Genomic DNA, 24,386 nt, shown 5'->3' on the forward strand with positions numbered 1-24,386 from the left:
CCACCCCCCTTATCCCCTCATTTCACCAATCATGGTTGCCCCTAGTGACAAGGACATCACGCAGTGCAATGGTGCCGGTCATGACGACAAACGGGGGCTTCGAGCCCGTCTTCTGCACCATCATCCCGCCCCACGTCCTGGACACCCTGGCCCAGGCGGAGGACCGCGCGATCGCCGACAAGGCCCGCCGCACCCTCCAGCAGGACGCCTACGAGCGCACCAGCCGCCGGCTGACCACCGTGCTGGGCGCCCCCGCCCAGGCCCCGCCCGCGGGCGCCGCCGAGGACAAACCCACCCGCACGATCCACGACGCCAGGCACAAGCAGGACCTGCCCGGCAAGAAGGTCCGCGGCGAGGGCGACAAGCCCGGCAAGGACGCCACCGTCAACCGCGCGTACGCCGGCCTGGGCGCGACCTTCGACCTGTTTTCGAAGACGTACCACCGCAACTCCATCAACGGCGAGGGCCTGCCGCTCAACGCCACCGTCCACTTCGGCGAGGACTACAACAACGCCTTCTGGAACGGCGAGCAGATGGTGTTCGGCGACGGCGACGGCGAGATCTTCCTCGACTTCACCCTCCCGGTCGACGTCATCGGCCACGAGCTCACCCACGGCGTGACGCAGTACACGGCGAACCTCACCTACTTCGGCCAGCCGGGCGCCCTCAACGAGCACTTCTCGGACGTCTTCGGCTCGCTCATCAAGCAGTACACGCTCGGCCAGACCGCCACCGAGGCCGACTGGCTGATCGGCGCGGGCCTGCTCGCCCCGCGCGTCACGGGCACGGCCCTGCGGTCGATGAAGGCCCCCGGGACGGCGTACGACGACGACGTGCTCGGCAAGGACCCGCAGCCCGCGACGATGGACGACTACGTGCGCACCGGCCGCGACAACGGCGGCGTGCACATCAACTCCGGTATCCCCAACCACGCCTTCTTCCTGGTCGCGACCGCGCTCGCCGGGCACTCCTGGGAGCGGGCCGGGCAGATCTGGTACGACGTGCTGACCGGCGGTGAGCTGGACTCGCAGGCGAGTTTCACCGACTTCGCGACGCTCACCCTGGCGAAGGCCCGCGCCTCGTACGGCGAGGGCGAGGAGCTCCAGGCCGTCACGAAGGCCTGGGAACAGGTGGGGGTGCCGACCCGGTGAGCCCCGGCGAGACCCGGTGAGACCCGGTGACCGGAGCGCGGGTTTCGTACTAGACAGGGACCCATGCGTATTCAGGTGAGCCGCACGGGCGGCTTCGCGGGCATCGAACGGCACGCCGAGATCGACACCACGGGCCGCCCCGACGCCCAGGAATGGCACGCCCTGGCCGAGCGGGCGGTCGCCGCCGGCCGGGGCACGCCGTCCCTGGGCGTGCCGGACGGCTTCCACTACGAGATCACGGTCGACGGCAGGACCGTCCACTGCACGGACCCCCACCTGACGGAGGAGCAGCGGAAACTGATCACGAGGGTCCTGAAGGAGGGCGCCTGAGACCGGCCCCGGCAGGGGCGCGGGCGAACACCCGCCCCGCGCGGCCCCGTTGACTTGGGCCACCGCCCCTCCGCATGATCGCGCCCATGGCCACGAACGCGACACCGCTGCCCTCGTTCCCGCCGGGTTTCCTCTGGGGGGTCTCCACCTCGGCCCACCAGATCGAGGGCGCGGCGGACCGGCGGGCCCCTTCCGTGTGGGACGCCTTCACGGCCGAGCCCGGCCGGGTGAAGGACGGCTCGACGGCCGCGGTGGCCTGCGACCACTACCACCGCTACCCCGAGGACGTGGCCCTGCTGCGCGACCTCGGCGTGGACGCGTACCGCTTCTCCGTCTCCTGGCCCCGGGTGGACTCCCCCGGCGGCCTGGACTTCTACGACCGCCTGGTCGACGAGCTGTGCGCGGCGGGCGTGCGCCCGGTCCCGACCCTCTTCCACTGGGACCTGCCCCTGTCGCTGCAGGAGGCGGGCGGCTGGCTGCGGCGGGACACGGCCGAGCGGTTCGCCGGGTACGCGGCCCGGGTGGCCGCCCGGCTCGGCGACCGGGTCACCAAGTGGATCACCCTCAACGAGCCCGCCGAGCACACCCTGCTGGGCCACGCGCTGGGCGCGCACGCGCCCGGCAGCCGGCTGCTCTTCGACGCCCTGCCCGTGGCCCACCACCAGCTGCTGGCCCACGGCCTCGCCGTACGGGCGCTGCGTGCGGCCGGGGTCACGGACCTCGGCATCGCCAACTCGCACGGTCCGACCTGGCCGGCCTCCCAGGACCCCGCCGACCTGGAGGCGGCGGGCTTCTACGACCTGCTCCTCAACCGGCTGTTCGCGGACCCGGTGCTGCTGGGGCGGTACCCGGAGGGCATCGGCGAGCTGATGCCCGGCGGTCCCGAGGCGGTCGCCGCCGACCTGGAGGTCATCGGGGAGCCGGTCGACTGGTACGGGATCAACTACTACGCGCCGACGCGGGTGGGGGCGCCGCAGGGGTCGGAGATCGAGTTCGGCGGGCTGACCATGCCGGCCGAGCTGCCCTTCTCCGTGCGGGAGGTGGACGACTACCCGGTCACGGACTTCGGCTGGCCGGTGGTGCCGGAGGCGCTGACGGAGCTGCTGGTGGACTTCCGGGGCCGGTACGGGGACCGGCTCCCGCCCGTCGTGATCACGGAGAACGGCTGCTCGTACGAGGGGCTCGACGACCAGGACCGGATCGCGTACCTGGACGGGCACCTGCGGGCGCTGCACGAGGCGTCGGAGCGGGGGGTGGACGTGCGCGGGTACTTCGTGTGGTCGCTGCTCGACAACTTCGAGTGGGCGGAGGGGTACGCGCGGCGCTTCGGCCTGGTCCACGTCGACTTCGACACCCTGGAACGCACGCCGAAGGCGTCGTACCACTGGCTGCGGGAGGTACTGCGGGGGCAGCGGTGAGGGTTCCCCGCGCCCCCAGGTACCTGAGGGCGCGGGGAACTGCGCAGGAGCGCGCAGCGCGACAGGGGGGTCTGGGGGCGCAGCCCCCAGGGGCACGCTCAGAAACCGAGCTTGCGCAGCTGGCGAGGGTCCCGTTGCCAGTCCTTCGCCACCTTCACGTGCAGGTCCAGGAACACCGGCGTCCCCAGCAACGCCTCGATCTGCTTGCGCGACTTGATCCCGACCTCCTTGAGCCGCTTCCCCTTGGGCCCGATGACGATGCCCTTCTGGCTCGGCCGCTCGATGTAGACGAAGGCGTGGATGTCGAGCAGCGGCTTGTCCGCGGGCCGGTCCTCGCGCGGCAGCATCTCCTCGACGACGACGGCGATGGAGTGCGGCAGCTCGTCCCGCACCCCCTCCAGCGCGGCCTCCCGGATGAGCTCGGCCACCATGACCTGCTCGGGCTCGTCGGTGAGGTCGCCCTCGGGGTAGAGGGCGGGGCCCTCCGGCAGCAGCGGTACGAGCAGGTCCGCGAGCAGGTCCACCTGCTCGTCGCCGACCGCCGACACGGGCACGATCTCGGCCCACTCGAAGCCCAGCTCCTTGCCGAGCTGGTCGATGGCGATGAGCTGCTCGGCGAGCGTCTTGCTGTCCACGAGGTCGGTCTTCGTGACGATCGCGATCTTCGGCGTCTTCCTGATGGACGCCAGCTCCTTCGCGATGAAGCGGTCACCGGGACCGAGCTTCTCGTTCGCGGGCAGGCAGAACCCGATCACGTCGACCTCGGCCCACGTGGTGCGGACCACGTCGTTGAGCCGCTCGCCGAGGAGCGTGCGCGGTTTGTGCAGGCCCGGGGTGTCCACCAGGATCAGCTGGGCGTCGTCCCGGTGCACGATGCCGCGCACCGTGTGCCGCGTGGTCTGGGGCTGGTTCGCGGTGATCGCGACCTTCTGGCCGACCAGAGCATTCGTGAGGGTGGACTTGCCCGCGTTGGGGCGGCCCACGAAGCAGGCGAAGCCGGCGCGGTGCGGTGCCCCCGAGGGGGATCCCGAGGATTCCGGCGGCTCGGGTGACTGGGTACGAACGCTCATGGCGCCCATTGTCCCTGATCGTCGGGGCCCGGCCGCACCAGGATTCCGCCGTCCGCCGTGAACGCCTACGATCGGCTGCGCCGGCCACGCCGCGCAGTCCGTCGTCCCCCGTGCAGGAGGCCAGGTCCCGGGCATGAAGCTCATCACCGCGATCGTCAAACCGCACCGGCTCGACGAGGTCAAGACCGCGTTGCAGGAGATCGGCGTGCACGGGCTGACCGTGACCGAGACCCGCGGGTACGGGCGCCAGCACGGCCACACCGAGGTGTACCGGGGCGCCGAGTACCGGGTCGACCTCGTGCCGAAGGTCCGGGTGGAGGTCGTCGTCGGGGACGCGGACGCCGAGGCGGTCACCGAGGCGATCGTGCGGGCCGCGCGGACGGGGAAGATCGGCGACGGGAAGGTGTGGACCGTGCCGGTGGAGACGGTGGTCCGGGTACGGACCGGCGAGCGCGGCCCCGACGCCCTCTGACCCGGCCCGGCGGCCGCAGCACGGGCGGAAACCGTTCAGCCCGCGGTGACCACGGACCGCACCGTCCCGTCCGCGCCCGCGAGCAGCACCGGGGTCGCGGCCCCGCCGAGGTCCCGTACCGCCGCGAGGTCCTCCGCCGCCAGGGACTCCGCCCCGCTCACCACCGCCGCCGCCTCCAGCGCCGTCGCCCCGGAGGCCACGGCCATGGCGACCGCGGTCCGCAGGGCGCTGAGCTCCAGCGAGGGCAGGGCCACGGTGCCCGCCACGTACGTACGGCCGTTGTCGTCCCGCACGGCGGCCCCCTCGGGCACTGCGTTGCGGGCCCGGGCCGCGCGGGCCAGGGTGACGATCTTGCGGTCCTCGGGGTCGAGCGCGCTGCTGTCGGTCATGCCCAGAGCATACGAAGCCCCGTCCGCCTCCCGTGCCCCGGCGTGCGCCACGGCCGACGCGTACGCCCTGCACAACAGCGCTCCCTGGACGCCCATCCCCGCTCCCCCTCCGGAAGGCCGGCCCGGCTCAGGGCCGGTCGAGGCGCAGCCGCTCCGCCCTCGGGAGTCCGGCCACCACCAGGTCGTACGAGTCCTCGACCAGCTCCCGGACCAGCCGGTCCGGGAGCGCGGCGGCGGTCCCGTCCGCGGCGCGGACCGTGACCGTGTTCCAGTGGCGCTTGTTCATGTGCCAGCCGGGGACGATCAGGCCCTCGTGCTCGGCGCGCAGCCGCAGCGCGTCCTCGGGGTCGCACTTCAGGTTGATCTTGAGGGGGTCGGCCGTCAGGGAGCTGAGCGCGAACATCTTCCCCAGCACCTTGAAGACCGAGGTCTCGGGGTTGAAGGGGAACTCCTCCACGGCGGCGTTGAAGGACAGGCAGAGCGCGCGCAGCTCCCGCGGGGTCACTCCGGCTTCTCCTCCTCGGAGTCGTCCGGCGCGACGGGCTCCACCGGCTCGACAAGGACCGTGACGATCTTGTTCCGGCGGCCGGCCGACGCCTCGGCCGTCAGCCGCAGCTCGCGCCCGTCGGGCAGCTCGACCACCGAGGAGGCCCCGGCGATGGGCACCCGGCCCAGTGCCTTGGCGAGCAGGCCGCCGACCGTCTCGACGTCCTCGTCGTCGTACGCCTCGAAGCCGTACAGCTCGCCGAGGTCGCCGATGTCCAGCCGCGCGGTCACCCGGTAGCGGTCCTCGCCGAGGTCCTCCACGGGCGGCAGCTCGCGGTCGTACTCGTCGGTGATCTCGCCGACGATCTCCTCCAGGATGTCCTCGATCGTGACGATGCCGGCGGTGCCGCCGTACTCATCGATCACGACGGCCACGTGGTTGCGGTCCTGCTGCATCTCGCGCAGCAGGTCGCCGGCGTTCTTCGTGTCCGGGACGAAGGCGGCGGGCCGCATCGCGGTGGACACCAGCTCGCTCTCCGCGTCCCGGCTGATGTGGGTCTTCCTGGCCAGGTCCTTCAGGTACACGATCCCGACGATGTCGTCCTCGCTCTCCCCGGTGACGGGGATGCGCGAGAAACCGGACCGCAGGGCCAGGGTCAGCGCCTGCCGGATGGTCTTGAACCGCTCGATGACCACCAGGTCGGTGCGCGGCACCATCACCTCGCGCACCAGCGTGTCGCCCAGCTCGAAGACGGAGTGCACCATGCGGCGCTCGTCGTCCTCGATGAGGGACTCCTTCTCGGCGAGGTCGACCATCGCCCGCAGCTCGGCCTCGGAGGCGAAGGGGCCGCGCCGGAAGCCCTTGCCGGGGGTGAGCGCGTTGCCGATGAGGATGAGCAGCGGCGGCACCGGACCCATGATCCTGGCGAGCGGCAGCAGCACGTACGCCGCGGCCGTGGCCGTGTTCAGGGGGTGCTGGCGGCCGATGGTGCGCGGCGAGACGCCGACCGCGACGTACGAGACGAGGACCATCACGCCGATGGCGACGGCCAGCGCCTCCCAGGTCGCGGCGAACTCCTTGAGGCACGCGTACGTGACGAGGGCGGCGGCCGCCATCTCGCAGGTGATGCGCACCAGCAGCGCCACGTTCAGGTAGCGGGTCGGGTCGGCGGCCACCTGGGCGAGCTTCGCGCTGCCGCGGCGGCCGGACCTGACGGCTTCCTCGGCGCGGAAGCTGGAGACGCGGGCGAGGCCCGCCTCCGCGCAGGCGGCGAGCCAGGCGACCACGACGAGGGCGACGGCGCCCAGGACCAGTTGCGGGCTCATGAGACGGTCGGAGCCGGGGAGGGACCGGTCAGGCCCTTCTCCGCACGCCAGCCGTCCACGATGGCCGCCTGCAGACCGAACATCTCGGCCTTCTCGTCGGCTTCCTCGTGGTCGTACCCGAGCAGGTGCAGCACACCGTGGACGGTGAGGAGCTGGAGCTCCTCGTCCATGGTGTGCTGCGTCTCGGCGTCCTTGCCCTGCTGCTCGGCGACCTCGGGGCAGAGCACGATGTCACCGAGCAGCCCCTGCGGCGGCTCGTCGTCGTCCTTGGTGGGCGGCCGCAGCTCGTCCATCGGGAACGACATGACATCGGTGGGGCCCGGCAGGTCCATCCACTGGATGTGCAGCTGCTCCATGGCGTCGGTGTCCACGACGATCACCGAGAGCTCGGAGAGCGGGTGGATGCGCATCCTGGCGAGGGCGTAGCGGGCGATGTCGAGGATCGCCTGCTCGTCGACCTCGGTTCCGGACTCGTTGTTGACGTCGATCGACATGGTCGCGCTGGTCTACTTCCGTTTGGTACGGGCGCCCTTGTGGGTGCCGTTCTCCGTGCCGTTCTCACTGTCGTACTTCTCGTACGCGTCGACGATACGGCCGACCAGCTTGTGCCGTACGACGTCCTGGGACGTGAGCCGCGAGAAGTGGACGTCGTCGAGGCCCTCCAGGATGTCCTGGACCTGCCGCAGACCGGACTTGGTGCCGCTCGGCAGGTCGACCTGCGTCACGTCACCGGTGATCACGATCTTCGACTCGAAGCCGAGGCGGGTGAGGAACATCTTCATCTGCTCGGGGCTCGTGTTCTGGGCCTCGTCCAGGATGATGAAGGCGTCGTTGAGGGTACGGCCGCGCATGTACGCCAGCGGCGCGACCTCGATCGTGCCCGCCGCCATCAGCCGCGGGATCGAGTCCGGGTCGAGCATGTCGTGCAGGGCGTCGTACAGCGGGCGCAGGTACGGGTCGATCTTCTCGTAGAGCGTGCCGGGCAGGAAGCCGAGCCGCTCTCCCGCCTCCACCGCGGGGCGGGTCAGGATGATGCGGTTGACCTGCTTGGACTGCAGGGCCTGCACGGCCTTGGCCATGGCGAGGTAGGTCTTGCCCGTACCGGCGGGACCGATGCCGAAGACGATGGTGTGCTTGTCGATGGCGTCGACGTACCGCTTCTGGTTGAGCGTCTTGGGGCGGATCGTGCGGCCTCGCGAGGACAGGATGTTCTGCGTGAGGACCTCGGCGGGGGTCTCCGCGCCGTCGCCCTCCCCGTTCTCGCTCGCCCGCAGCATGGCGATCGAGCGTTCCACCGCGTCCTCCGTCATCGGCTGTCCGGTGCGGAGCACCAGCATCATCTCGTCGAACAGGCGCTGGACGAGTGCCACTTCCCGGGCGTCGCCGACGGCGCTGATCTCATTGCCCCGGACGTGGATGTCGGTCGCCGGGAAGGCCTTCTCGATCACGCGCAGCAGGGCGTCCCCGGATCCCAGCACGGTCACCATCGGGTGCTTGGCGGGAACGGTGAACTGTGCTCGTGACTGCCCCTGCGCGGGGTTGTGAGCTGTGGGTGTCTGCGTCATGGGCCGGCTCTGTAGGCCTGCTCATCTCCCTCTGTGAGGCACGCTTGCCGGTACGGCAGCCTTGTGCATCCAAGAGTACGACGGGGCGCCGACAACCCCGTAGGACTTTTCCGTCGCACCTGTGGCCCCGTGCTCACCCTGCGTACCGCCCCCGCTCCTCACGCCGACGCGCGGAACCCGATCGTCGGCACGGCGCGTCTCAGGGGCCACGTCCGGGCGGTCGCCGGGAGCAGCGGTTCCAGGAAGGCGTACCGGCCGAGCGCCGCGGGGTCCTGGTCGTCGTAGGACTGCACGCGGCGCCACCAGGCGGCGATCTCCGACCAGCCGGGCGCGGACAGCGACCCGCCGAACTCCTGGACCGACAGGGCCGCGGTGAGGCCCGCGAAGGCGAGGCGGTCGGCGAGCGGCCAGCCGGCCAGCGTGCCGGTGACGAACCCGGCGACGAAGACGTCCCCGGCGCCGGTCGGGTCCATCGCCTCCACCTCGATGGCCGGAACCTCCGCGGTCTCGCCGGTCCGGCGGTCCACGGCGTACGCGCCCTCGGCGCCGAGCGTGACGACGGCGAGCGGCACGTGTTCGGTGAGGGCGTGCGCGGCGGCGCGGGGGGTGGGGGCGCCGGTGTAGCGCATGGCCTCCTCGGCGTTCGGCAGGAACGCCTCGCAGTACCGCAGGTCGGGCAGCCCGGCGAGGTCCCAGCGTCCCGTGTCGTCCCAGCCCACGTCGGCGAAGATCCGGGTGCCGCGCTCGGCGGCGCCGGCGATCCAGTGCGCGCTCGTGCCGGGCGTCAGCGAGGCGACGGCCGCCCGCGCGCGCGGCGAGCAGTCGGGGGCGGGCTCCTCCGGGGGCGGCTCGTGGCCGTGGCTGACCATGGTGCGCTCGCCCTCGTACGCCATCGAGACGGTCACCGGGGAGTGCCAGCCGGGCTCGGTGCGGGACGCGGAGAGGTCGATGTGCTCGCCCTGCTCCAGGGCGTCCCAGCAGTACTCGCCGTAGTGGTCGTCCCCGAAGGCCGCCGCCAGGGACGTCCGCAGGCCGAGGCGGGCCAGGGCGGTCGCCATGTTGGCGACGCCGCCGGGGCTGGAGCCCATGCCGCGGGCCCAGGACTCGGTGCCGCGCACGGGCGCGGAGTCGAGTCCGGTGAAGATGATGTCGAGGAAGACGGTGCCGGTGAGGTAGACGTCCCAGGGCGGGTCGTCGGAGCGGCGCAGTTCGGCGAGCGGGTCGAACTGGGCCTGTCGGTACGGTCCTTTCCCGTCGGACGCGGTCACGGTGGGCTCCCAGGGTGGTGCGGCGGAATCAGGCCAGTGTGCACCAGACGCTCCGCGAGGCCTGCAGGGCGACACGGCGGTGGGGAACGTGCGGGTCCGTTGTGGCTGGTCGCGCCCCGCGGCGGAGCCGCAATCCGACACTGCCCCGCGCCCCTTTTAGGGGCGCGGGGAACTGCGCAATCTTTTACGCCCGCCCCCGGTCACGGGAACTCGTACGCCTCCACCTCGGCGAGGTACCGGCTCCGCCGGTCCTCGTCGTGTTCCAGGAACGCGGCGAGGAACGAATTGCGGGCCAGCTCCCGCAGCCGCTCGGGCGACAGCCCGAGCGCCACCCGCACCGCATCGAAGTTGTCCCCGGCGTACCCGCCGAAGTACGCGGGGTCGTCGGAGTTGACGGTGCACAGCAGCCCCGCGTCGAGCATCGCGGGCAGCGGGTGCTCCGCCAGCACGTCGACGGCCCGCAGCCGCACGTTGGACAGCGGGCACAGCGTCAGCGGCACCCGGTCCCGCACCAGCCGGGCCACCAGCTCCGGGTCCTCGACGCAGCGCAGCCCGTGGTCGATCCGCTCGGCGCCGAGCACGTCGAGCGCCTCGGTGATGTACGCGGGCGGCCCCTCCTCGCCCGCGTGCGCGACCCGGCGCAGACCGAGCGCGGCGGCGGCCTCGTACACCTCGCGGAACTTCGCCGGCGGGTGCCCGACCTCGGCGGAGTCGAGTCCGACGCCGACGATCGGGCCCTGCGGCGCCAGGTACGGCTTCGCGGTCTCCAGGGTCTCCAGCGCGGACGCGGCGGACTCGTCCCGCAGGAAGCACATGATCAGCTGCGTGGAGACGCCGTGCACGGCCTCGCTCCGGTCCAGCGCCCGCCCGAGCCCCGCCACCACGGTCTCCATCGCCACGCCCCGGGCGAGGTGCGCCTGCGGGTCGAAGAAGATCTCCGCGTGCCGCACGCCCTGCGCGGCGGCGCGCGCGAGGTACGCGTCGGCGAGATCCGCGAAGTCGTCCTCGGTCCGCAGCACGGCCATCAGCCCGTAGTACAGGTCCAGGAACGACTGCAGATCGGTGAACTCGTACGCCGTGCGGAGCGCGTCCGTGTCGGCGTACGGCAGCTCGACGCCGTTGCGGGCGGCCAGCGCGAAGGCCAGCTCGGGCTCCAGCGTGCCTTCGATATGCAGGTGCAGTTCAGCTTTGGGGAGGGGCATCGAAGCATGGTACGGGTGTTTCACCGTCGCTTCGGTACCGGCACCCTCTGCAGGTCGTGCGCCACCGTCAGCTCCCCCTCGAACCCGGCGGCCCGCGCCTGCCGTTCGAACTCCTCGGGATCGGAGTACCGCTGGCTGAAGTGCGTGAGCACCAGGTGCCGTACGCCCGCGTCCCGCGCCACGGTCGCCGCCTGCCCCGCGGTGAGGTGCCCGTGGTCGGTGGCGAGCCGCACGTCCTCGTCCAGGAACGTCGACTCGATGACGAGCATGTCGCAGCCCTCCGCGAGCGCGTGCACCCCGTCGCACAGCCGGGTGTCCATGACGAACGCGAACCGCTGGCCGCGCCGCACCTCGCTGACGTCGTCCAGCGTGACGTCCCCGAGCGCGCCCTCCCGCTGGATGCGGCCCACGTCCGGGCCCCGGACCCCGTGCGCGGCGAGCCGCTCGGGCAGCATGCGCCGCCCGTCGGGCTCCACGATCCGGTACCCGTACGACTCGACGGGGTGCGAGAGCCTGCGCGCCTCCAGCGTGTACGTCCTGGTGGCGGCGAGCACCCCGTCGGCGTTCACCGGGGCCTCGGTCAGCGCGACCGTCTCGCGGTAGGCGGTCGCGTAGCGCAGCCGGTCGAAGAACTTCTGCCCGGAGCGCGGGTAGTGCGCGCTGATCTCGTGCGGCACCCGGTCGAGGTTGATGCGCTGGATCACCCCCGCGAGGCCCAGCGAGTGGTCGCCGTGGAAGTGCGTGACGCAGAGCCGGTGCAGGTCGTGGGCGGCGACCCCGGCCCGCAGCATCTGCCGCTGGGTGCCCTCGCCGGGGTCGAAGAGGATGCCCTCGCCGTCCCAGCGCAGCAGGTAGCCGTTGTGGTTGCGGTGCCGGGTCGGGACCTGGCTGGCGGTCCCGAGGACCACCAGTTCACGTACGGACACGTCGCGTTATCCGGGGGGCCACTGCAGTCCGCGGCCGCCCAGCACGTGGGCGTGCGCGTGGAAGACCGTCTGCCCGGCGCCGCTGCCGGTGTTGAAGACCAGGCGGTAGCTGTCGAGCTTCTCGTCGGCGGCGACCTCGCCGGCCTCGCGCACCACGTCGGCGAGGATCGCGGGCTCGGCGGCGGCGAGGGAGGCGGCGTCCGGGTGGTGGACCTTGGGGATCACCAGGACGTGGGTCGGCGCCTGCGGGTTTATGTCCCGGAAGGCGAGGGTCGTCTCCGTCTCACGGACGACGGTGGCCGGGATCCTCCCCCCGACGATCTTGCAGAACAAGCAGTCGTCCTGCGGTTCGCCTGCCATGACGAGACCTCCTCAGCCGATCGATCGATGCCCGGGAATGGTACCGAGCAACTTTTCGGGCAGCGACGATGCGGGCGGCGCCCCATGCCCTTTAGGGGCGCGGGGAACTGCGCGACCAGCCCCCGCTCACCCGCACCCGACGAACTACCCGCCGATCTCAGGCAAAGGCGGCGCAGCCTTCGCAGGGCTCTCCTCAAGCCCCTCCAACGCGATCCGGATCGCCGCGTCGAGCTGCACGTCCCGCCCGGCAACGTAATCCTGCGGCGTCTGGACGACCTCGACGTCCGGATCGACCCCGTGGTTCTCCACCCCCCACTCGTACCCCTCGAGCCAGAACGCGTACTTGGGCTGCGTGACCAGCGTCCCGTCGACCAGCCGGTACCGGCTGTCGATCCCGATGACGCCGCCCCACGTGCGCGTACCGACGACGGGCCCGATCCCGAGCGCCTTGATCGCCGCGTTCACGATGTCCCCGTCCGAGCCCGAGAACTCGTTGGCGACCGCGACGACGGTCCCGCGGGGCGCGTCCTCCGGGTAGCTGGTCGCCCGCATCCCGCGCGCGAGGTCCCAGCCCACGATGCGCCGGGCCAGCTTCTCGACGACGAGCTGCGAGGTGTGCCCGCCGCGGTTCTCGCGGACGTCCACGACCAGCCCCTCGCGCGCCACCTCGATGCGCAGGTCGCGGTGGATCTGGGCCCAGCCGGGCGCCTGCATGTCGGGCACGTGCAGGTACCCGAGCCGGCCGCCGGACTTCTCGTGGACGTAGGCGCGCCGGTCGGCGACCCACGCGTGGTAGCGCAGCGGCTCCTCGTCGGACATCGGCACGACCACCGCGTGCCGCGGATCGCCGCCGCCCGCCGGGGAGACGGTCAGCTCGACGGGCTTGCCGGCCGTGCCGACGAGCAGCGGTCCGGGGCCCGCCACCGGGTCGACGGGCTGCCCGGAGACGGCCACGACGGCGTCGCCCGCGCGCACCGCGACGCCGGGCGCCGCGAGCGGCGACTGTGCGTCGGGGTCGGAGGTCTCCGAGGGCAGGATGCGGTCGATGCGCCACTGGGGCGTCCCCTGCGGGCCGTCGTCGTGGCGGGAGATGTCGGCGCCGAGCAGTCCCTGCCGGTCCCCGCCGCCGAACCCGCCGCGCGGCGTGACGTACGCGTGCGAGGTGCCGAGTTCGCCCTGCACCTCCCAGAGCAGGTCGACCAGGTCGTCGTGGGTGGCGACCCGCTCCAGGACGGGCCGGTAGCGGTCCAGCACGCCGTCCCAGTCGACGCCGCCCAGGTCGGGCCGCCAGAAGTTGTCGCGCATGAGGCGGCCGGTCTCGTCGTACATCTGGCGCCACTCGGCGGCCGGGTCGACGGTCCGGCGGATGCGCGACAGGTCGACGGTGATGTTGCTGTCGCTCTCGTCGTCGTTCGAGGCGCGCCGGTCGCTGGGGACGACCTTGAGCTTGTGGTCGGTCCACAGCAGGAGCCGCTTGCCGTCGCCGGTGACCAGGAAGCTGTCGGCGTCCGAGGCGAGGTGTTCGAGGCGCTGCTGGACCAGGTCGTAGCGCTCCAGGTCGGTCTTCGGGTCCGGGGCGTCGGGGGTGGCCCTGGACGACCCGAGGACGCCCCGCACCGGGTGCCGCAGCCACAGCAGGCCGTCCTTGGCGGCCTTCAGCCCCGTGTAGCTGGCGGCCTCCACGGGGAACGGCACGATGCGGTCGCCGAGCCCGTCGAGGTCGATCCGGGTGGCCGGCGAGCCCTCGCTGTCGGGGGTCTCGTCCTTGTCGGGCGCCTCGAAGGGGCGGCCGTGCCGCTGCGGGCCGAAGGGCGAGGGGGTGGTGGCGGCGAGGGTGATCAGGTGCGGCCGGGAGCCGCCCACGAAGGCCAGGTCGAAGACGTGCTCGTCGTAGACGGGGTCGAAGGAGCGCGCGGACAGGAACGCGAGGTGCTTGCCGTCGAGCGTGAACGCGGGCGAGTAGTCGCGGAAGCGCAGCGGCGTCGCCTCCGTCACCGACAGGTCCGCGGTGTTGGCGAGCTTGAGCTGGCGCAGCGGGCGCGGGCCGGGGTGGGACCAGGCGAGCCAGGCCGAGTCGGGCGAGAAGACGAGCCCGGTCACCTCGCCGTCCTCGCTGCGGTCGACCTCGCGGACCTCGCCGGTCTCCCGCTCGACGAGCAGCACGCGGCCGTCGTGCGAGGCGACCGCGACCCGGCTGCCGTCGGGCGCGACCGCGAGGCCGAGCACGCGTCCCAGCTGCCCGGCGGCGAGGCGGCGCGGGGTCGCGCCCGGGGCCACGCCGGTCGCCGGGGCGAACTCCAGCGCGTCGTCGCCCTCCGCGTCCGTCACCCACACCACGTGCTCCTCGCCGTCGGCGCGGAAGGTGCGGGGCAGCCTGGCCCGTACGCCCTGCTCGGCGGCGAGCGCGCGGGTGGGGCCCGAGCGGTGGGTGACCCAGTGGACGGCGCCGCGCACCAGGACCGCGCTGCCGCGCCCGGTGTGGTCAGGCGCGGCGGAGCTGAACCAGCGGGAGGCGTTCACCGGATGGGGCTGCAGGTCGACGCGCTGCCCGCCGAGCCGGACGTCGAGCAGCCGCGGCTCGGCCCCGTCGAGGTCGTCGAGGATCCACAGCTGGCCGGCGGAGGCGTACACGACGCGGGTGCCGTCGGTGGCGGCGTGCCGGGCGTAGAAGCCCTCGACGCCGGTGTGCCGGCGCAGGTCGGACCCGTCGGCGAGGGAGGAGTACACGGCGCCCACGCCCTCGTGGTCGGAGAGGAAGACGATCCGCTCCCCCACCCACGACGGGTACTCCAGGTTCCCGTCGAGGTCGGCGTGCAGCCGTACGAACTCGCCGGCCTCGCCCTCGCCCTCGCGGTCGATCCACAGCTTGCCGGCGGTGCCGCCCCGGTAGCGCTTCCACCAGGCGGCCTCGCGTCCCATGGGCGCGGACAGCAGGACGGTGCCGGGGCCGCCCCGGGCCACGTCGCCGACGGGCCCGTACGGGAGGGTGGTCGCGGGTCCGCCGTCGAGCGGGACGGCGCGGGCCCAGCTGCGGCGCAGGCTCGCCTGGCCCTGCGTGCTGAGCGCGAGCACCTCCCCCTCCGGGGTCCAGCCGCGCACCTGGGTCTTCCAACTGCCCCAGTAGGTGAGGCGTTTGGCGGCTCCCCCGTCGACGGGGGCGACGTGCACCTCGGGGGCGCCGTCACGGGTGGACGTCCAGGCGACGGTCGTGCCGTCCGGGGAGATGCGCGGGTGGTTCACCGGGACGTTGTCGGCGCTGACGCGCCAGGCCCGGCCGCCGTCGAGCGGGGCGACCCAGACGTCGTCCTCGGCCGTGAAGGTGATCAACTCACCGTGCAGGTGCGGGTACCGGAGATACGCGGACGGGCGGGTGGTCGCGTCGGACGCGGCGGATGCAGGCTGTTTCACCCGATCACCCTATGCAGCCGTCCCGTTCGCGGCCAGAGGCCCGATCACTTCCCCTGGAAGCAGGAGCACGTGGGGTCGGGGAACCGGGTCACCGTCTCGGTGACGGTGACGGTCGCACCCGGGTTGTTCGGCGGGGTTGTTTTGTTGTCGACAGGGGGCGTGCCGGCCTGGCAGTTGCCGAGGACGTTCAGCCGGAACACCTCCTGGCCGCCCACCGTGGCGGTGAGGTCGCCCCGTACGCAGGTGCCGTTGATCTCCTGCGTGACCTTGCCCTTGATGCTGATGTCCCGGCCGTCCTCGGTCTCACCCGTGCAGTCGACGGACGCCACGCTGTTGACGCTCGGCGAGGTGCCCGACTGGTCGCCCTTGTCGCCGTACGAGGCGGTGCAGGTGAGCCACTTGACGTCGACGCCCCGCTCCTCCAGCTCGCTCGTGCCCTTCTGGTCGGTGGTGATCGCCACGGCGGCGGTGCTCATGCCGCCGCCCGGTTCGCACGCGACCAGCGCGAACGCCGCCGCGACGGCGGTGAGCGCCAGTGCGGGTCCGCGGTGCCGAATACGCCTCAGTGCCCCCATGCACGGCAGCGTGCCACTACGGGCTGCCGCCCGGTAGACCCCATGCGGCCATGCCTCGCCCCGGGGGCTTCGCCCCCGAACCCCCGTTGCGAAGTTCCCCGCGTACCTGGGGGCGCGGGGAACTGCGCGATCAGCCCCCGCCGGCCCGCGGACGGAGTCGGAGGGTCAGGACCAGCGCCCCGTGCGGCCCAGCAGCAGCGCCACCGCCGCCGTCCCCGCCGTGGACGRGCGGAGCACACTGCGGCCCAGTCGGCAGACCACCGCCCCCGCCCCCGTGAACATCTCCAACTCCTCCGGCGAGACGCCCCCTTCGGGGCCGACGACCAGCACGATCTCCCCGGTGGCGGGGAGATCGACCGTCGCGAGCGGCTCCGCCGCATGCCCCCGGTCCTCGTGCAGCACCGCCGCGAACTCCGCTTTGGCGAGAAACGCGGCAACCTGCTTGCCCGTCATCGCGTCCGCGACCTCCGCGAACCGCACCCGCCGCGACTGCTTGCCCGCCTCGCGGGCGGTCGCCCGCCACTTCCCGAGCGCCTTCGCACCCCGTTCGCCCCGCCACTGCGTGACGCAACGGGACGCCGCCCAGGGGACGATGGCGTCGACGCCGGTCTCCGACATGGTCTCGACGGCGAGTTCGCCCCGGTCGCCCTTGGGCAGCGCCTGCACGACGGTGATCCGGGGCGACGGCACCGGCTCCTCGTGCACGGCGTGCAGGTCCGCGACGACCAGCCGGTCCTTGCCCTCGGCCGCGGCCACGACGCCCTCGGCCCAGCGGCCGCGCCCGTCGGTGAGGACCACCTCCTCACCGGTGCGGAGCCGCTTCACGGACACCGCGTGCCGTCCCTCGGGCCCGTCGAGCACGAACCGCGGTCCGCCGGGCACCTCGTCGACCACGAACACCGGCGCGGTCATCGCCCGACGCCCCCGCCCGTGCCCGGCTCGTCCGACAACGCTGTCCTCGCGGCGGCGAGTTCGGCCGCGAGGACCTCCACCAGCTGCCCGGCCGGCAGGTCGCGGGCGAGCCGGTGGCCCTGTCCCGCCCACAGCGCCATCCCCTGCGCGTCCCCGGCCTTGGCGGCCGCCTTGCGCAGCCCGGAGGTCAGGTGGTGCACCTCGGGGTAGGCGGCGGGCGCGTACGGCCCGTGCTCGCGCATGAAGCGGTTCATCAGTCCCCGCGCGGGCCGGCCCGAGAACGCCCGCGTCAGCTGCGTACGAACGAACAGCGGGTTGGTCAGCGCCTCCTTGTGCAGGGGGCTGGCGCCGGACTCGGGGGTGGCGAGGAAGGCGGTGCCCAGCTGCGCGGCGCTCGCGCCGGCGGCGAGCGCGGCGGCGATCTGGCTGCCGCGCATGATGCCGCCGGCCGCGACGATCGGGATCTGCACGGTCTCGCGGACCAGCGCGACCAGCGACAGCAGTCCGATGCCGGAGCCGTCGGCCTCGGGGTTGTCGCGGTGGGTGCCCTGGTGCCCGCCGGCCTCGACACCCTGCACGATCACCGCGTCGGCGCCCGCCCACTGCACGGCCTGCGCCTCCTCGGCGGTGGTCGCCGTGACCATGGTCAGCGTGCCGGCGCGGCCCAGCGACTCCAGGACGTCCCGGCTGGGGCAGCCGAAGTGGAAGGAGACGACCGGCACCGGGTTGTCGAGGAGGACGGCGAGCTTGGCGTCGTAGCCGTCGTCGCGCCCGCTGTCGGGGTCGCCCAGTTCGGTCTGGTACCAGGAGGACTCACCGGCGAGCTGGTGGGCGTACACCTCGACGGCCGCCCGGTCGGCCTGCTCCGGCTGCGGCATGAACAGGTTCACGCCGAACGGCCGGCTCGTGGCCGCGCGCAGCTGCTTGATGTCCTGGTACATGCCGTCGGCCGTCTTGTACCCGGCGGCGAGGAAGCCGAGCCCCCCGGCGTCGGACACGGCCGCGGCCAGCTGCGGCACCGAGACGCCGCCGGCCATCGGGGCCTGCACGATCGGGAGGGGGAGGAGATCGGTGAGCGCGGAGGACATGACGGCATGTTGTCACGTCCTCCGTACAAGTCCGAATCCGGCCGTCCGCCGGGCCGGGGCGCGGGAACCGCCCTGCGCCGGGCCCGGCGGCGGCCGCTCAGGTACGGCCGTTGAAGGCGTCCTTCAGGCGGGAGAACAAGCCCTGCTGACCGGGCTGGAACTGCCCCGTGGGCCGCTCCTCGCCGCGCAGCTGGGCCAGCTCCCGCAGCACCCGCTCCTGCTCGGGGTCGAGCTTCGTCGGCGTCATGACCTCGACGTGCACGATGAGGTCGCCGCGTCCGCCGCCGCGCAGGTGCGTGACGCCGCGCCCGTGCAGCGGGATCGACTGCCCGGACTGCGTGCCGGGACGGATGTCGACCTCTTCGAGCCCGTCGAGCGTCTCCAGCGGGACCTTCGTGCCCAGCGCCGCCGCGGTCATCGGGATGGTGACCGTGCAGTGCAGGTCGTCGCCGCGCCGCTGGAACATGTTGTGCGGCAGCTCGTGGATCTCGACGTACAGGTCGCCGGCGGGGCCGCCGCCGGGGCCGACCTCGCCCTCGCCCGCGAGCTGGATCCGGGTGCCGTTGTCGACACCGGCCGGGATCTTCACCGTCAGGGTCCGGCGCGAGCGCACCCGTCCGTCACCGGCGCACTCGGGGCACGGCGTCGGGACGACGGTGCCGAAGCCCTGGCACTGCGGGCACGGCCGGGACGTCATGACCTGGCCCAGGAAGGACCGCGTCACCTGGGACACCTCGCCGCGGCCGCGGCACATGTCGCAGGTCTGCGCGGAGGTGCCCGGCGCCGCGCCCTCGCCGCTGCAGGTGGTGCAGACGACGGCCGTGTCGACCTGGATGTCCTTCGTGGTGCCGAAGGCCGCCTCGTCGAGCTCGACCTCCAGCCGGATCATCGCGTCCTGGCCGCGCCGCGTGCGCGACCGCGGGCCCCGCTGCGACGCCGTCCCGAAGAACGCGTCCATGATGTCCGAGAAGTTCCCGAAGCCGCCCGCGCCGAAGCCGCCGGCCCCGCCGCCGCCCTGCTGGGACAGCGGGTCGCCGCCGAGGTCGTAGACCTGCTTCTTCTGCGGGTCCGACAACACCTCGTAGGCGGCGTTGATCTCCTTGAAGCGCTCCTGCGTCTTCGGATCGGGATTGACGTCCGGGTGCAGCTCGCGGGCGAGCCGCCGGAACGCCTTCTTGATCTCGTCCTGGGACGCGTCGCGGCGCACGCCGAGTACGGCGTAGTAGTCCGTGGCCACCTACGACTCCGCCAGGATCTGTCCTACGTACCGTGCCACCGCTCGTACCGCTCCCATCGTTCCGGGGTAATCCATGCGCGTCGGTCCGACCACGCCGAGTTTGGCGACTGCTTCGCCGCCCGAACCGTAGCCGACCGAGACCACAGAAGTGGAGTTGAGTCCCTCGTGGGCGTTCTCGTGACCGATCCGTACGGCCATGCCCGAATCGTTGACCTCACCGAGGAGCTTGAGGAGCACGACCTGCTCCTCCAGCGCCTCCAGCACCGGACGGATGGTGAGGGGAAAATCATGTCCGAAGCGCGTCAGGTTGGCGGTGCCGCCGATCATCAGCCGCTCCTCGGTCTCCTCGACGAGGGTCTCCAGCAGCGTGGAGAGCACCGTCGCGACCGTCCCCCGGTCCTCCGCCTCGAAGGCGTCGGGGAGATCCTGCACCAGTTGCGGGACGTCCGCGAAACGGCGCCCCGCGATCCGGCTGTTGAGCCGCGCGCGCAGATCCGCCAGGGAGGCCTCCCCGAAGGGGGCCGGGCAGTCCACCATGCGCTGCTCGACGCGGCCGGTGTCCGTGATCAGGACGAGCATGACGCGGGCCGGGGCCAGCGACAGGAGCTCCACGTGGCGCACGGTCGAGCGGGTGAGCGAGGGGTACTGGACGACGGCCACCTGCCGGGTGAGCTGTGCGAGGAGCCGCACGGTCCGCCCGACGACGTCGTCGAGGTCGACGGCGCCGTCCAGGAAGTGGTGGATCGCCCGCTTCTCCGGCGCGGTCATCGGCTTGATGCCCGCGAGCTTGTCGACGAACAGCCGGTAGCCCTTGTCCGTGGGGATGCGGCCGGCGCTGGTGTGCGGCTGCGCGATGTACCCCTCGTCCTCCAGGACCGCCATGTCGTTGCGCACCGTCGCCGGGGAGACGCCGAGCCGGTGGCGCTCGGTCAGCGCCTTGGAGCCGACCGGCTCCTCCGTGCCCACGTAGTCCTGGACGATGGCGCGCAGCACTTCGAGTCTGCGTTCACTGAGCATCGCGCACACCTCCCGTGGCATTCCGCGCGGTCATCGGTCGTCTGTCCGTCGTCTTCGGTGTCCTCGCCTGGCACTCAGCGCGCGCGAGTGCCAGCATCCCCGCGCCAAGTGTACGGCCGGTGGGTACGGCACGGGCAAGGGCGGGCCTGCGATGTCGTGACGCGGAGCACATCGGGCACGGCGACCTGTACGAGGGTGTCCCGCTCTGTCGGGAACATACGGGTGCCGTCTGCCGCTAGCGTCGGCCCATGAAGGTGACTTGGGAAGGGGACGGACGCGGCGGGTCCGGCTGGGAGGGGCTCTCCGCGCGCGTGGGACGGTGCCGGCTGCCGGTCTGGGACTGCACCGCCGGGCTGGTGGCGGGCGAGGACGCGGCGCTCCTGATCGACGCGGGGTCGYGCGTGCGGGAGGGCGCGTGGCTGCGCGCGCGGGCGCGCCGCTTCCTGGGCGGCGGGCGCGTCACGCACCTCGCGCTCACCCATCCGCACTTCGACCACGTCTTCGGGGCGGCGGCGTTCGCGGACGCCGAGGTGTTCGGTGCGGCGGGCATCGAGCGGGTCCTCGGCGACGAGGGCGAGGAGCTGCGCGCGGACGCGGTACGCAACGGCGCCGACCCCGACCGGGCGGCCCACGCGGCCGCGCTCCTGCCCGCCCCGCACCGTCTCGTCACGGACGAGTACGCGCTCGACCTGGGCGGCGGCCTGCGGGCCCTGCTGGCGGACGTGGGCCCCGGGCACACGGGCCACGACCTGGCTGTCCTGGTGAGCGGCGACGGGCCGGCGATCGTCTTCTGCGGCGACCTGGTGGAGGAGTCCGGCGAACCCCAGGCGGGGCCCGACGCCGCGCCCGGCCACTGGCCCGCGGCGCTGGACCGCCTGCTGGCCCTCGGGGGCGAGGACGCGCTGTACGTGCCCGGGCACGGGGCGGTGGTGGACGCGGCGTTCGTCCGGGCCCAACGGGACGCGCTGGCCCGCCGCTTCGACGTGCCGTGACCGTCCTTCCGGCGTGTCGCGGGGGTGTCGGCACACCTGGCCGCGCACTTCTCCTATCGTCATCCGAATGCGCCAGTACTCAGCGGACCTGACCCCTCCGTGGAAGAAGCCCAAGCCCGTGCCCGAGGTCGCGGCGGAGCCGGGACTCGTGGTCGAGGAGCCCGGGAGCGGCTTCTGCGGTGCCGTGATCGGCTGCGAGGCCGGCACGGTCACGCTGGAGGACCGCTTCGGCAAGCACCGGGTGTTCCCGCTGGAGCCCCGCGGGTTCCTCCTGGAGGGGCGCGTGGTGACGCTGGTGCGCCCGTCCGCCGCCGCGCCGGTACGCCCCACGCGTACGGCGTCGGGCTCGGTCGCCGTGCCCGGGGCGCGGGCCCGGGTCGCCCGCGCCGGGCGCATCTACGTCGAGGGCCGCCACGACGCCGAGCTGGTGGAGCGGGTGTGGGGCGACGACCTGCGCATCGAGGGCGTCGTCGTCGAGTACCTGGAGGGGATCGACGACCTGCCCGCGATCGTGGACGAGTTCGGCCCCGGGCCCGATGCGCGGCTCGGGGTGCTCGTGGACCACCTGGTCCCCGGCACGAAGGAGTCGCGCATCGCGGAGGCCGTGACGAGCGAGTACGCGCTGGTCGTGGGCCACCCGTACATCGACGTGTGGGAGGCCGTGAAGCCGGCGTCCGTCGGGATCGCGGGGTGGCCGCGGGTGCCGCGGGGGCAGGACTGGAAGACGGGGGTGTGCCGGGCGCTGGGGTGGCCGGAGAACACGGGTGCGGCGTGGCAGCGGATCCTAGGCTCGGTCCACTCGTACCGCGACCTCCAGCCGGAACTCCTGGGCCGAGTGGAAGAACTGATCGACTTCGTCACATCCCCGGAGTGACCTGGCCGCCTCCTGGGGGCTGCGCCCCCAGACCCCCCTGTCGCGCTACGCGCTCCCGCGCAGTTCCCCGCGGCCCCCCACCAGTCGGCGCCCCGCCAGTACAGCTCGTTGTGCAGGCACCGCCCGGCCTCCGAGGTCGCCCAGTTGGAGACCTCGTACCAGGAGAACCCGGCCTGCGACAGCCGCTCCTCGGCCATCAGGTACCGGTCCGCGTGGACGTCGTCGTCGGTCATCGGCACCTCCCCGCGCCGGATGCGCCGCGCGAGCTGCGTCCCCTCCTCGACGATCAGCGCGTACGCCGACACGTGGTCGGGCCCGGCGCCGATCGCCGCGTCGAGCGAGGCCCGCCAGTCGTCGTCGCTCTCCCCGGGGGTGCCGTAGATCAGGTCGAGGTTCACGTGGTCGAAGCCGGCCGCGCGGGCCTCGGCGACGCAGGCCTCGGGCCGGCCGGGGGTGTGGGTGCGGTCGAGGATCCGCAGCACGTGCGGCCGCGCGCTCTGCATGCCGAAGGAGATCCGGTTGAACCCGCCGGCCCGGAGCGTGGCCAGGTAGGCCGGGTCCACCGACTCGGGGTTCGCCTCCGTGGTGACCTCCGCGTCGTCCGCGAGCCCGAACTCGTCGCGGACCGCCGCCAGCATCCGTACGAGGTCGTCGGCGGCCAGCAGGGTGGGCGTGCCGCCGCCGACGAAGACCGTGCGGACGGGGCGCGGGTCGTCGCCGAGGACCTTGCGGGCGAGGCGGACCTCCTCGACCAGGGTCTCGGCGTAGTTGTCGCGGGAGGCCAGGACGCCGCCCGAGCCGCGCAGCTCCGTCGCCGTGTAGGTGTTGAAGTCGCAGTAGCCGCAGCGCGTCGCGCAGTACGGGACGTGGAGGTAGAACCCGAGCGGGCGGTCGGCCGCGCCGGCCAGGGCGTGCGCGGGCAGCGCCCCGTCGTCGGGGACGGGCTCGCCGTCGGGGAGTGCGGAAGGCATGTACTCCATTGTCCCGCACACCCGGCCGTGCCTGCTCCGCCTACTCCGCCTACTCCGCCTGCAGCACCAGCAGCGCCAGGTCGTCCTCGGGCGGCCTGCCGCCGAACTCGTGCACCAGCCGCCGGATCCGCTCCGCGATCAGCTCGGCGCTCAGCCCCGCGCAGCCGGCGAGCGCGGCCGCGAGCCCTTCGTCGTCGTCGAACTGCCGGTGTCCGCTGCGCCGCTCCGTCACGCCGTCCGTGACGCACAGGATGCTGTCGCCGGGCCGCAGCTCGAAGGTCCCGCAGCCGTAGCCGGCGTCCTCGAAGACACCGAGCAGGGACTGCGGCGTGGCCACCTCGCCGACCTTCCCGTCCGCCTGCAGGAGCAGGGGCAGCGGGTGCCCGGCGGAGGCCATGGTGCAGCGCACCCCGCCCTCGACGGGCACGAGCTCGCCGTACAGCAGGGACAGGAAGCGGGTCTGCGGGCCCTCGTCGGCGAGCCCCGCGCCGCCGTCGGCCACCAGGGCGCGGGCCGCCGCGTCGGCGGTCTCGGTGGCGTCGTCGAGGAGGAGCCGGTTGAGGCGGTCGAGGACCTCGGGCACCGCGTACCCCTCGCGGGCCAGCAGCCGCAGCCAGGGCCGGGCGAGGCCGATGACGACGGCCGCCTCGGGCCCCTTGCCCTGGACGTCGCCGAGGGCGAAGCACCAGCGGCCGTCCCCGGCGGGGAAGAGGTCGTAGAAGTCCCCGCTCGGTCCGCCCTTGTCGCAGGGCTCGTAGACGAGCGCGCTGCGCACCCCGGGGATCTCGGCGACCGCGCCGGGCAGCAGCCCGCGCTGGAGCACGCGGCTGATGGTGGCCTGGCGCGCGTACTGGCGGGCCGCGCCGACGGCGAGCGCGACCCGGCGGCTGAGGTCCTCCACGAGTCCGGTGATCTCGTCGGGGAACTGCTCCTGTCCGGCCCGTCCGATGACGAGGGTGCCCAGCGGTCTGCCGCCCGCGACCAGCCGGTACGCGAGGGCCGAGCCGGTCTCGGCCCCGGGGCCCAGCGCCTCGGCGGGCCAGGGCACGGGGACGGGCCCGGAGCGCGCCGACTCGGGCGGCTGGGGCGGGTCCTTCTCCAGGAAGCGGCGCAGTTCCTCCATGCGGTTCTCGCTGCCGTGCCAGACGCGGGCGAGCCGGGGGCCGCCGACGACCCCGCCGTCTGAGCGGCCCGGTGCCTCGTCCTCCAGCCACACCGCGCACCAGTCGGCCAGGCGCGGCACGACCAGCTGCCCGGTGAGCGCGGCGACCATGTCCTCGTCGAGCTGCCCGGCGAGCAGGTCGGAGGCCTCGGCCAGGAAGGAGAGGGCGCCGCGGTTGAGCCAGTCC

The 24,386-nt window shown here is 73.1% G+C and carries 23 protein-coding genes and 1 pseudogene; 6 read left to right on the forward strand and 18 right to left on the reverse strand.

From position 1 onward, the window contains the following. Positions 1 to 80: 80 nt before the first annotated feature. The 3 genes from FGF04_RS25575 to FGF04_RS25585 all read left to right on the forward strand — a co-directional run bounded on the left by FGF04_RS25575 (position 81) and on the right by FGF04_RS25585 (position 2,899). Positions 81 to 1,151, forward strand: a complete 1,071-nt coding sequence (locus FGF04_RS25575; RefSeq protein ID WP_149513591.1) for a M4 family metallopeptidase — start codon at positions 81 to 83, stop codon at positions 1,149 to 1,151. 63 nt (positions 1,152 to 1,214) lie between these two features. Next, on the forward strand, positions 1,215 to 1,481 hold the full coding sequence (locus tag FGF04_RS25580) for a protealysin inhibitor emfourin (RefSeq protein ID WP_149513592.1): 267 nt from the start codon (positions 1,215 to 1,217) through the stop codon (positions 1,479 to 1,481). Between the two features lie 86 nt (positions 1,482 to 1,567). After that, entirely contained in the window at positions 1,568 to 2,899 is a 1,332-nt protein-coding gene (locus FGF04_RS25585) for a GH1 family beta-glucosidase (protein ID WP_149513593.1), read from the forward strand. 98 nt (positions 2,900 to 2,997) lie between these two features. On the opposite strand, the gene era is transcribed toward FGF04_RS25585, so the two are convergent. Next, positions 2,998 to 3,978 (reverse strand): GTPase Era, encoded by a 981-nt coding sequence (era, locus tag FGF04_RS25590; protein WP_188114215.1) that lies wholly within the window; start codon positions 3,976 to 3,978, stop codon positions 2,998 to 3,000. Positions 3,979 to 4,102: 124 nt separating this feature from the next. On the opposite strand from era, the gene FGF04_RS25595 reads away from it, so the two are divergent. Continuing rightward, a complete protein-coding gene (locus FGF04_RS25595) occupies positions 4,103 to 4,441 on the forward strand; it encodes a P-II family nitrogen regulator (protein WP_149513595.1) in 339 nt (112 codons plus the stop codon). A gap of 35 nt (positions 4,442 to 4,476) precedes the next feature. On the opposite strand, the gene FGF04_RS25600 is transcribed toward FGF04_RS25595, so the two are convergent. From FGF04_RS25600 to hrcA, 15 genes are all read right to left on the reverse strand, one after another. Then, the gene (locus tag FGF04_RS25600) at positions 4,477 to 4,830 is read right to left on the reverse strand and encodes a cytidine deaminase (RefSeq protein ID WP_149513596.1); all 354 of its coding nucleotides are present in this window, start codon (positions 4,828 to 4,830) and stop codon (positions 4,477 to 4,479) included. 127 nt (positions 4,831 to 4,957) lie between these two features. Further along, complete coding sequence (locus FGF04_RS25605) at positions 4,958 to 5,335, reverse strand: MmcQ/YjbR family DNA-binding protein (protein ID WP_149513597.1); 378 nt, start codon at positions 5,333 to 5,335, stop codon at positions 4,958 to 4,960. After that, the gene (locus FGF04_RS25610; RefSeq protein ID WP_149513598.1) at positions 5,332 to 6,642 is read right to left on the reverse strand and encodes a hemolysin family protein; all 1,311 of its coding nucleotides are present in this window, start codon (positions 6,640 to 6,642) and stop codon (positions 5,332 to 5,334) included. Before FGF04_RS25610 ends, FGF04_RS25605 begins: the two co-directional genes overlap by 4 nt. Next, the gene (gene ybeY / locus FGF04_RS25615; RefSeq protein WP_149513599.1) at positions 6,639 to 7,136 is read right to left on the reverse strand and encodes an rRNA maturation RNase YbeY; all 498 of its coding nucleotides are present in this window, start codon (positions 7,134 to 7,136) and stop codon (positions 6,639 to 6,641) included. Before ybeY ends, FGF04_RS25610 begins: the two co-directional genes overlap by 4 nt. A gap of 12 nt (positions 7,137 to 7,148) precedes the next feature. After that, positions 7,149 to 8,207, reverse strand: coding sequence for a PhoH family protein (locus FGF04_RS25620; protein WP_149513600.1), 1,059 nt, complete (start codon positions 8,205 to 8,207; stop codon positions 7,149 to 7,151). A gap of 158 nt (positions 8,208 to 8,365) precedes the next feature. Further along, positions 8,366 to 9,475 carry a carbohydrate kinase family protein gene (locus FGF04_RS25625; RefSeq protein WP_188114216.1) on the reverse strand — a complete coding sequence of 370 codons (1,110 nt, stop codon included), beginning with the start codon at positions 9,473 to 9,475 and terminating at the stop codon, positions 8,366 to 8,368. A gap of 200 nt (positions 9,476 to 9,675) precedes the next feature. Continuing rightward, positions 9,676 to 10,677: an adenosine deaminase gene (locus tag FGF04_RS25630; protein ID WP_149513602.1), complete on the reverse strand. Its 1,002-nt coding sequence runs from the start codon at positions 10,675 to 10,677 to the stop codon at positions 9,676 to 9,678. 20 nt (positions 10,678 to 10,697) lie between these two features. Next, a complete protein-coding gene (locus FGF04_RS25635) occupies positions 10,698 to 11,603 on the reverse strand; it encodes a ribonuclease Z (protein ID WP_149513603.1) in 906 nt (301 codons plus the stop codon). Positions 11,604 to 11,609: 6 nt separating this feature from the next. Beyond that, positions 11,610 to 11,963 (reverse strand): histidine triad nucleotide-binding protein, encoded by a 354-nt coding sequence (locus tag FGF04_RS25640; protein WP_149513604.1) that lies wholly within the window; start codon positions 11,961 to 11,963, stop codon positions 11,610 to 11,612. 144 nt (positions 11,964 to 12,107) lie between these two features. Continuing rightward, positions 12,108 to 15,371, reverse strand: coding sequence for a S41 family peptidase (locus FGF04_RS25645; protein ID WP_149513605.1), 3,264 nt, complete (start codon positions 15,369 to 15,371; stop codon positions 12,108 to 12,110). A gap of 44 nt (positions 15,372 to 15,415) precedes the next feature. Further along, positions 15,416 to 15,946 (reverse strand): hypothetical protein, encoded by a 531-nt coding sequence (locus FGF04_RS25650; protein ID WP_149513606.1) that lies wholly within the window; start codon positions 15,944 to 15,946, stop codon positions 15,416 to 15,418. A 165-nt stretch (positions 15,947 to 16,111) separates the two neighbouring features. Continuing rightward, entirely contained in the window at positions 16,112 to 16,858 is a 747-nt protein-coding gene (locus FGF04_RS25655) for a 16S rRNA (uracil(1498)-N(3))-methyltransferase (RefSeq protein WP_149513607.1), read from the reverse strand. Further along, positions 16,855 to 17,946, reverse strand: coding sequence for a nitronate monooxygenase (locus FGF04_RS25660; RefSeq protein ID WP_149513608.1), 1,092 nt, complete (start codon positions 17,944 to 17,946; stop codon positions 16,855 to 16,857). The genes FGF04_RS25655 and FGF04_RS25660 overlap by 4 nt, the downstream gene beginning before the upstream one ends. Positions 17,947 to 18,043: 97 nt before the next feature. After that, positions 18,044 to 19,183, reverse strand: coding sequence for a molecular chaperone DnaJ (gene dnaJ / locus FGF04_RS25665; protein WP_149513609.1), 1,140 nt, complete (start codon positions 19,181 to 19,183; stop codon positions 18,044 to 18,046). Beyond that, complete coding sequence (gene hrcA / locus FGF04_RS25670) at positions 19,184 to 20,200, reverse strand: heat-inducible transcriptional repressor HrcA (RefSeq protein WP_149513610.1); 1,017 nt, start codon at positions 20,198 to 20,200, stop codon at positions 19,184 to 19,186. A gap of 248 nt (positions 20,201 to 20,448) precedes the next feature. Here hrcA and FGF04_RS25675 point away from each other — a divergent pair, with 248 nt between their 5' ends. Both FGF04_RS25675 and FGF04_RS25680 read left to right on the forward strand, forming a co-directional pair. Then, positions 20,449 to 21,192, forward strand: a complete 744-nt coding sequence (locus FGF04_RS25675) for an MBL fold metallo-hydrolase (RefSeq protein WP_149513611.1) — start codon at positions 20,449 to 20,451, stop codon at positions 21,190 to 21,192. A gap of 67 nt (positions 21,193 to 21,259) precedes the next feature. Further along, positions 21,260 to 22,066: a DUF3097 domain-containing protein gene (locus tag FGF04_RS25680; RefSeq protein ID WP_149513612.1), complete on the forward strand. Its 807-nt coding sequence runs from the start codon at positions 21,260 to 21,262 to the stop codon at positions 22,064 to 22,066. Here the strand turns inward: FGF04_RS25680 and hemW are convergent. Both hemW and FGF04_RS25690 read right to left on the reverse strand, forming a co-directional pair. Beyond that, positions 22,051 to 23,037: pseudogene (hemW, locus tag FGF04_RS25685) on the reverse strand (radical SAM family heme chaperone HemW); the annotation flags it as partial. The gene FGF04_RS25680 and the pseudogene hemW overlap by 16 nt on opposite strands. A gap of 49 nt (positions 23,038 to 23,086) precedes the next feature. Further along, on the reverse strand, positions 23,087 to 24,386 hold a 1,300-nt coding region (locus FGF04_RS25690), incomplete at its 5' end, for a PP2C family protein-serine/threonine phosphatase (protein ID WP_149513856.1).

It is taken from the genome of Streptomyces apricus (assembly GCF_008369065.1).
GTDB lineage: Bacteria > Actinomycetota > Actinomycetes > Streptomycetales > Streptomycetaceae > Streptomyces > Streptomyces apricus.

Excerpts from the sequence above, each read along its gene's own strand:
- FGF04_RS25575 (WP_149513591.1), top strand. The coding sequence starts at position 81 with ATGACGACAAACGGGGGCTTCGAGCCCGTCTTCTGCACCATCATCCCG.
- FGF04_RS25580 (WP_149513592.1), top strand. The coding sequence starts at position 1,215 with ATGCGTATTCAGGTGAGCCGCACGGGCGGCTTCGCGGGCATCGAACGG.
- FGF04_RS25585 (WP_149513593.1), top strand. The coding sequence starts at position 1,568 with ATGGCCACGAACGCGACACCGCTGCCCTCGTTCCCGCCGGGTTTCCTC.
- era (WP_188114215.1), bottom strand. The coding sequence starts at position 3,978 with ATGGGCGCCATGAGCGTTCGTACCCAGTCACCCGAGCCGCCGGAATCC.
- FGF04_RS25595 (WP_149513595.1), top strand. The coding sequence starts at position 4,103 with ATGAAGCTCATCACCGCGATCGTCAAACCGCACCGGCTCGACGAGGTC.
- FGF04_RS25600 (WP_149513596.1), bottom strand. The coding sequence starts at position 4,830 with ATGACCGACAGCAGCGCGCTCGACCCCGAGGACCGCAAGATCGTCACC.
- FGF04_RS25610 (WP_149513598.1), bottom strand. The coding sequence starts at position 6,642 with ATGAGCCCGCAACTGGTCCTGGGCGCCGTCGCCCTCGTCGTGGTCGCC.
- ybeY (WP_149513599.1), bottom strand. The coding sequence starts at position 7,136 with ATGTCGATCGACGTCAACAACGAGTCCGGAACCGAGGTCGACGAGCAG.
- FGF04_RS25620 (WP_149513600.1), bottom strand. The coding sequence starts at position 8,207 with ATGACGCAGACACCCACAGCTCACAACCCCGCGCAGGGGCAGTCACGA.
- FGF04_RS25630 (WP_149513602.1), bottom strand. The coding sequence starts at position 10,677 with ATGCCCCTCCCCAAAGCTGAACTGCACCTGCATATCGAAGGCACGCTG.
- FGF04_RS25640 (WP_149513604.1), bottom strand. The coding sequence starts at position 11,963 with ATGGCAGGCGAACCGCAGGACGACTGCTTGTTCTGCAAGATCGTCGGG.
- FGF04_RS25650 (WP_149513606.1), bottom strand. The coding sequence starts at position 15,946 with ATGGGGGCACTGAGGCGTATTCGGCACCGCGGACCCGCACTGGCGCTC.
- FGF04_RS25660 (WP_149513608.1), bottom strand. The coding sequence starts at position 17,946 with ATGTCCTCCGCGCTCACCGATCTCCTCCCCCTCCCGATCGTGCAGGCC.
- hrcA (WP_149513610.1), bottom strand. The coding sequence starts at position 20,200 with ATGCTCAGTGAACGCAGACTCGAAGTGCTGCGCGCCATCGTCCAGGAC.
- FGF04_RS25680 (WP_149513612.1), top strand. The coding sequence starts at position 21,260 with ATGCGCCAGTACTCAGCGGACCTGACCCCTCCGTGGAAGAAGCCCAAG.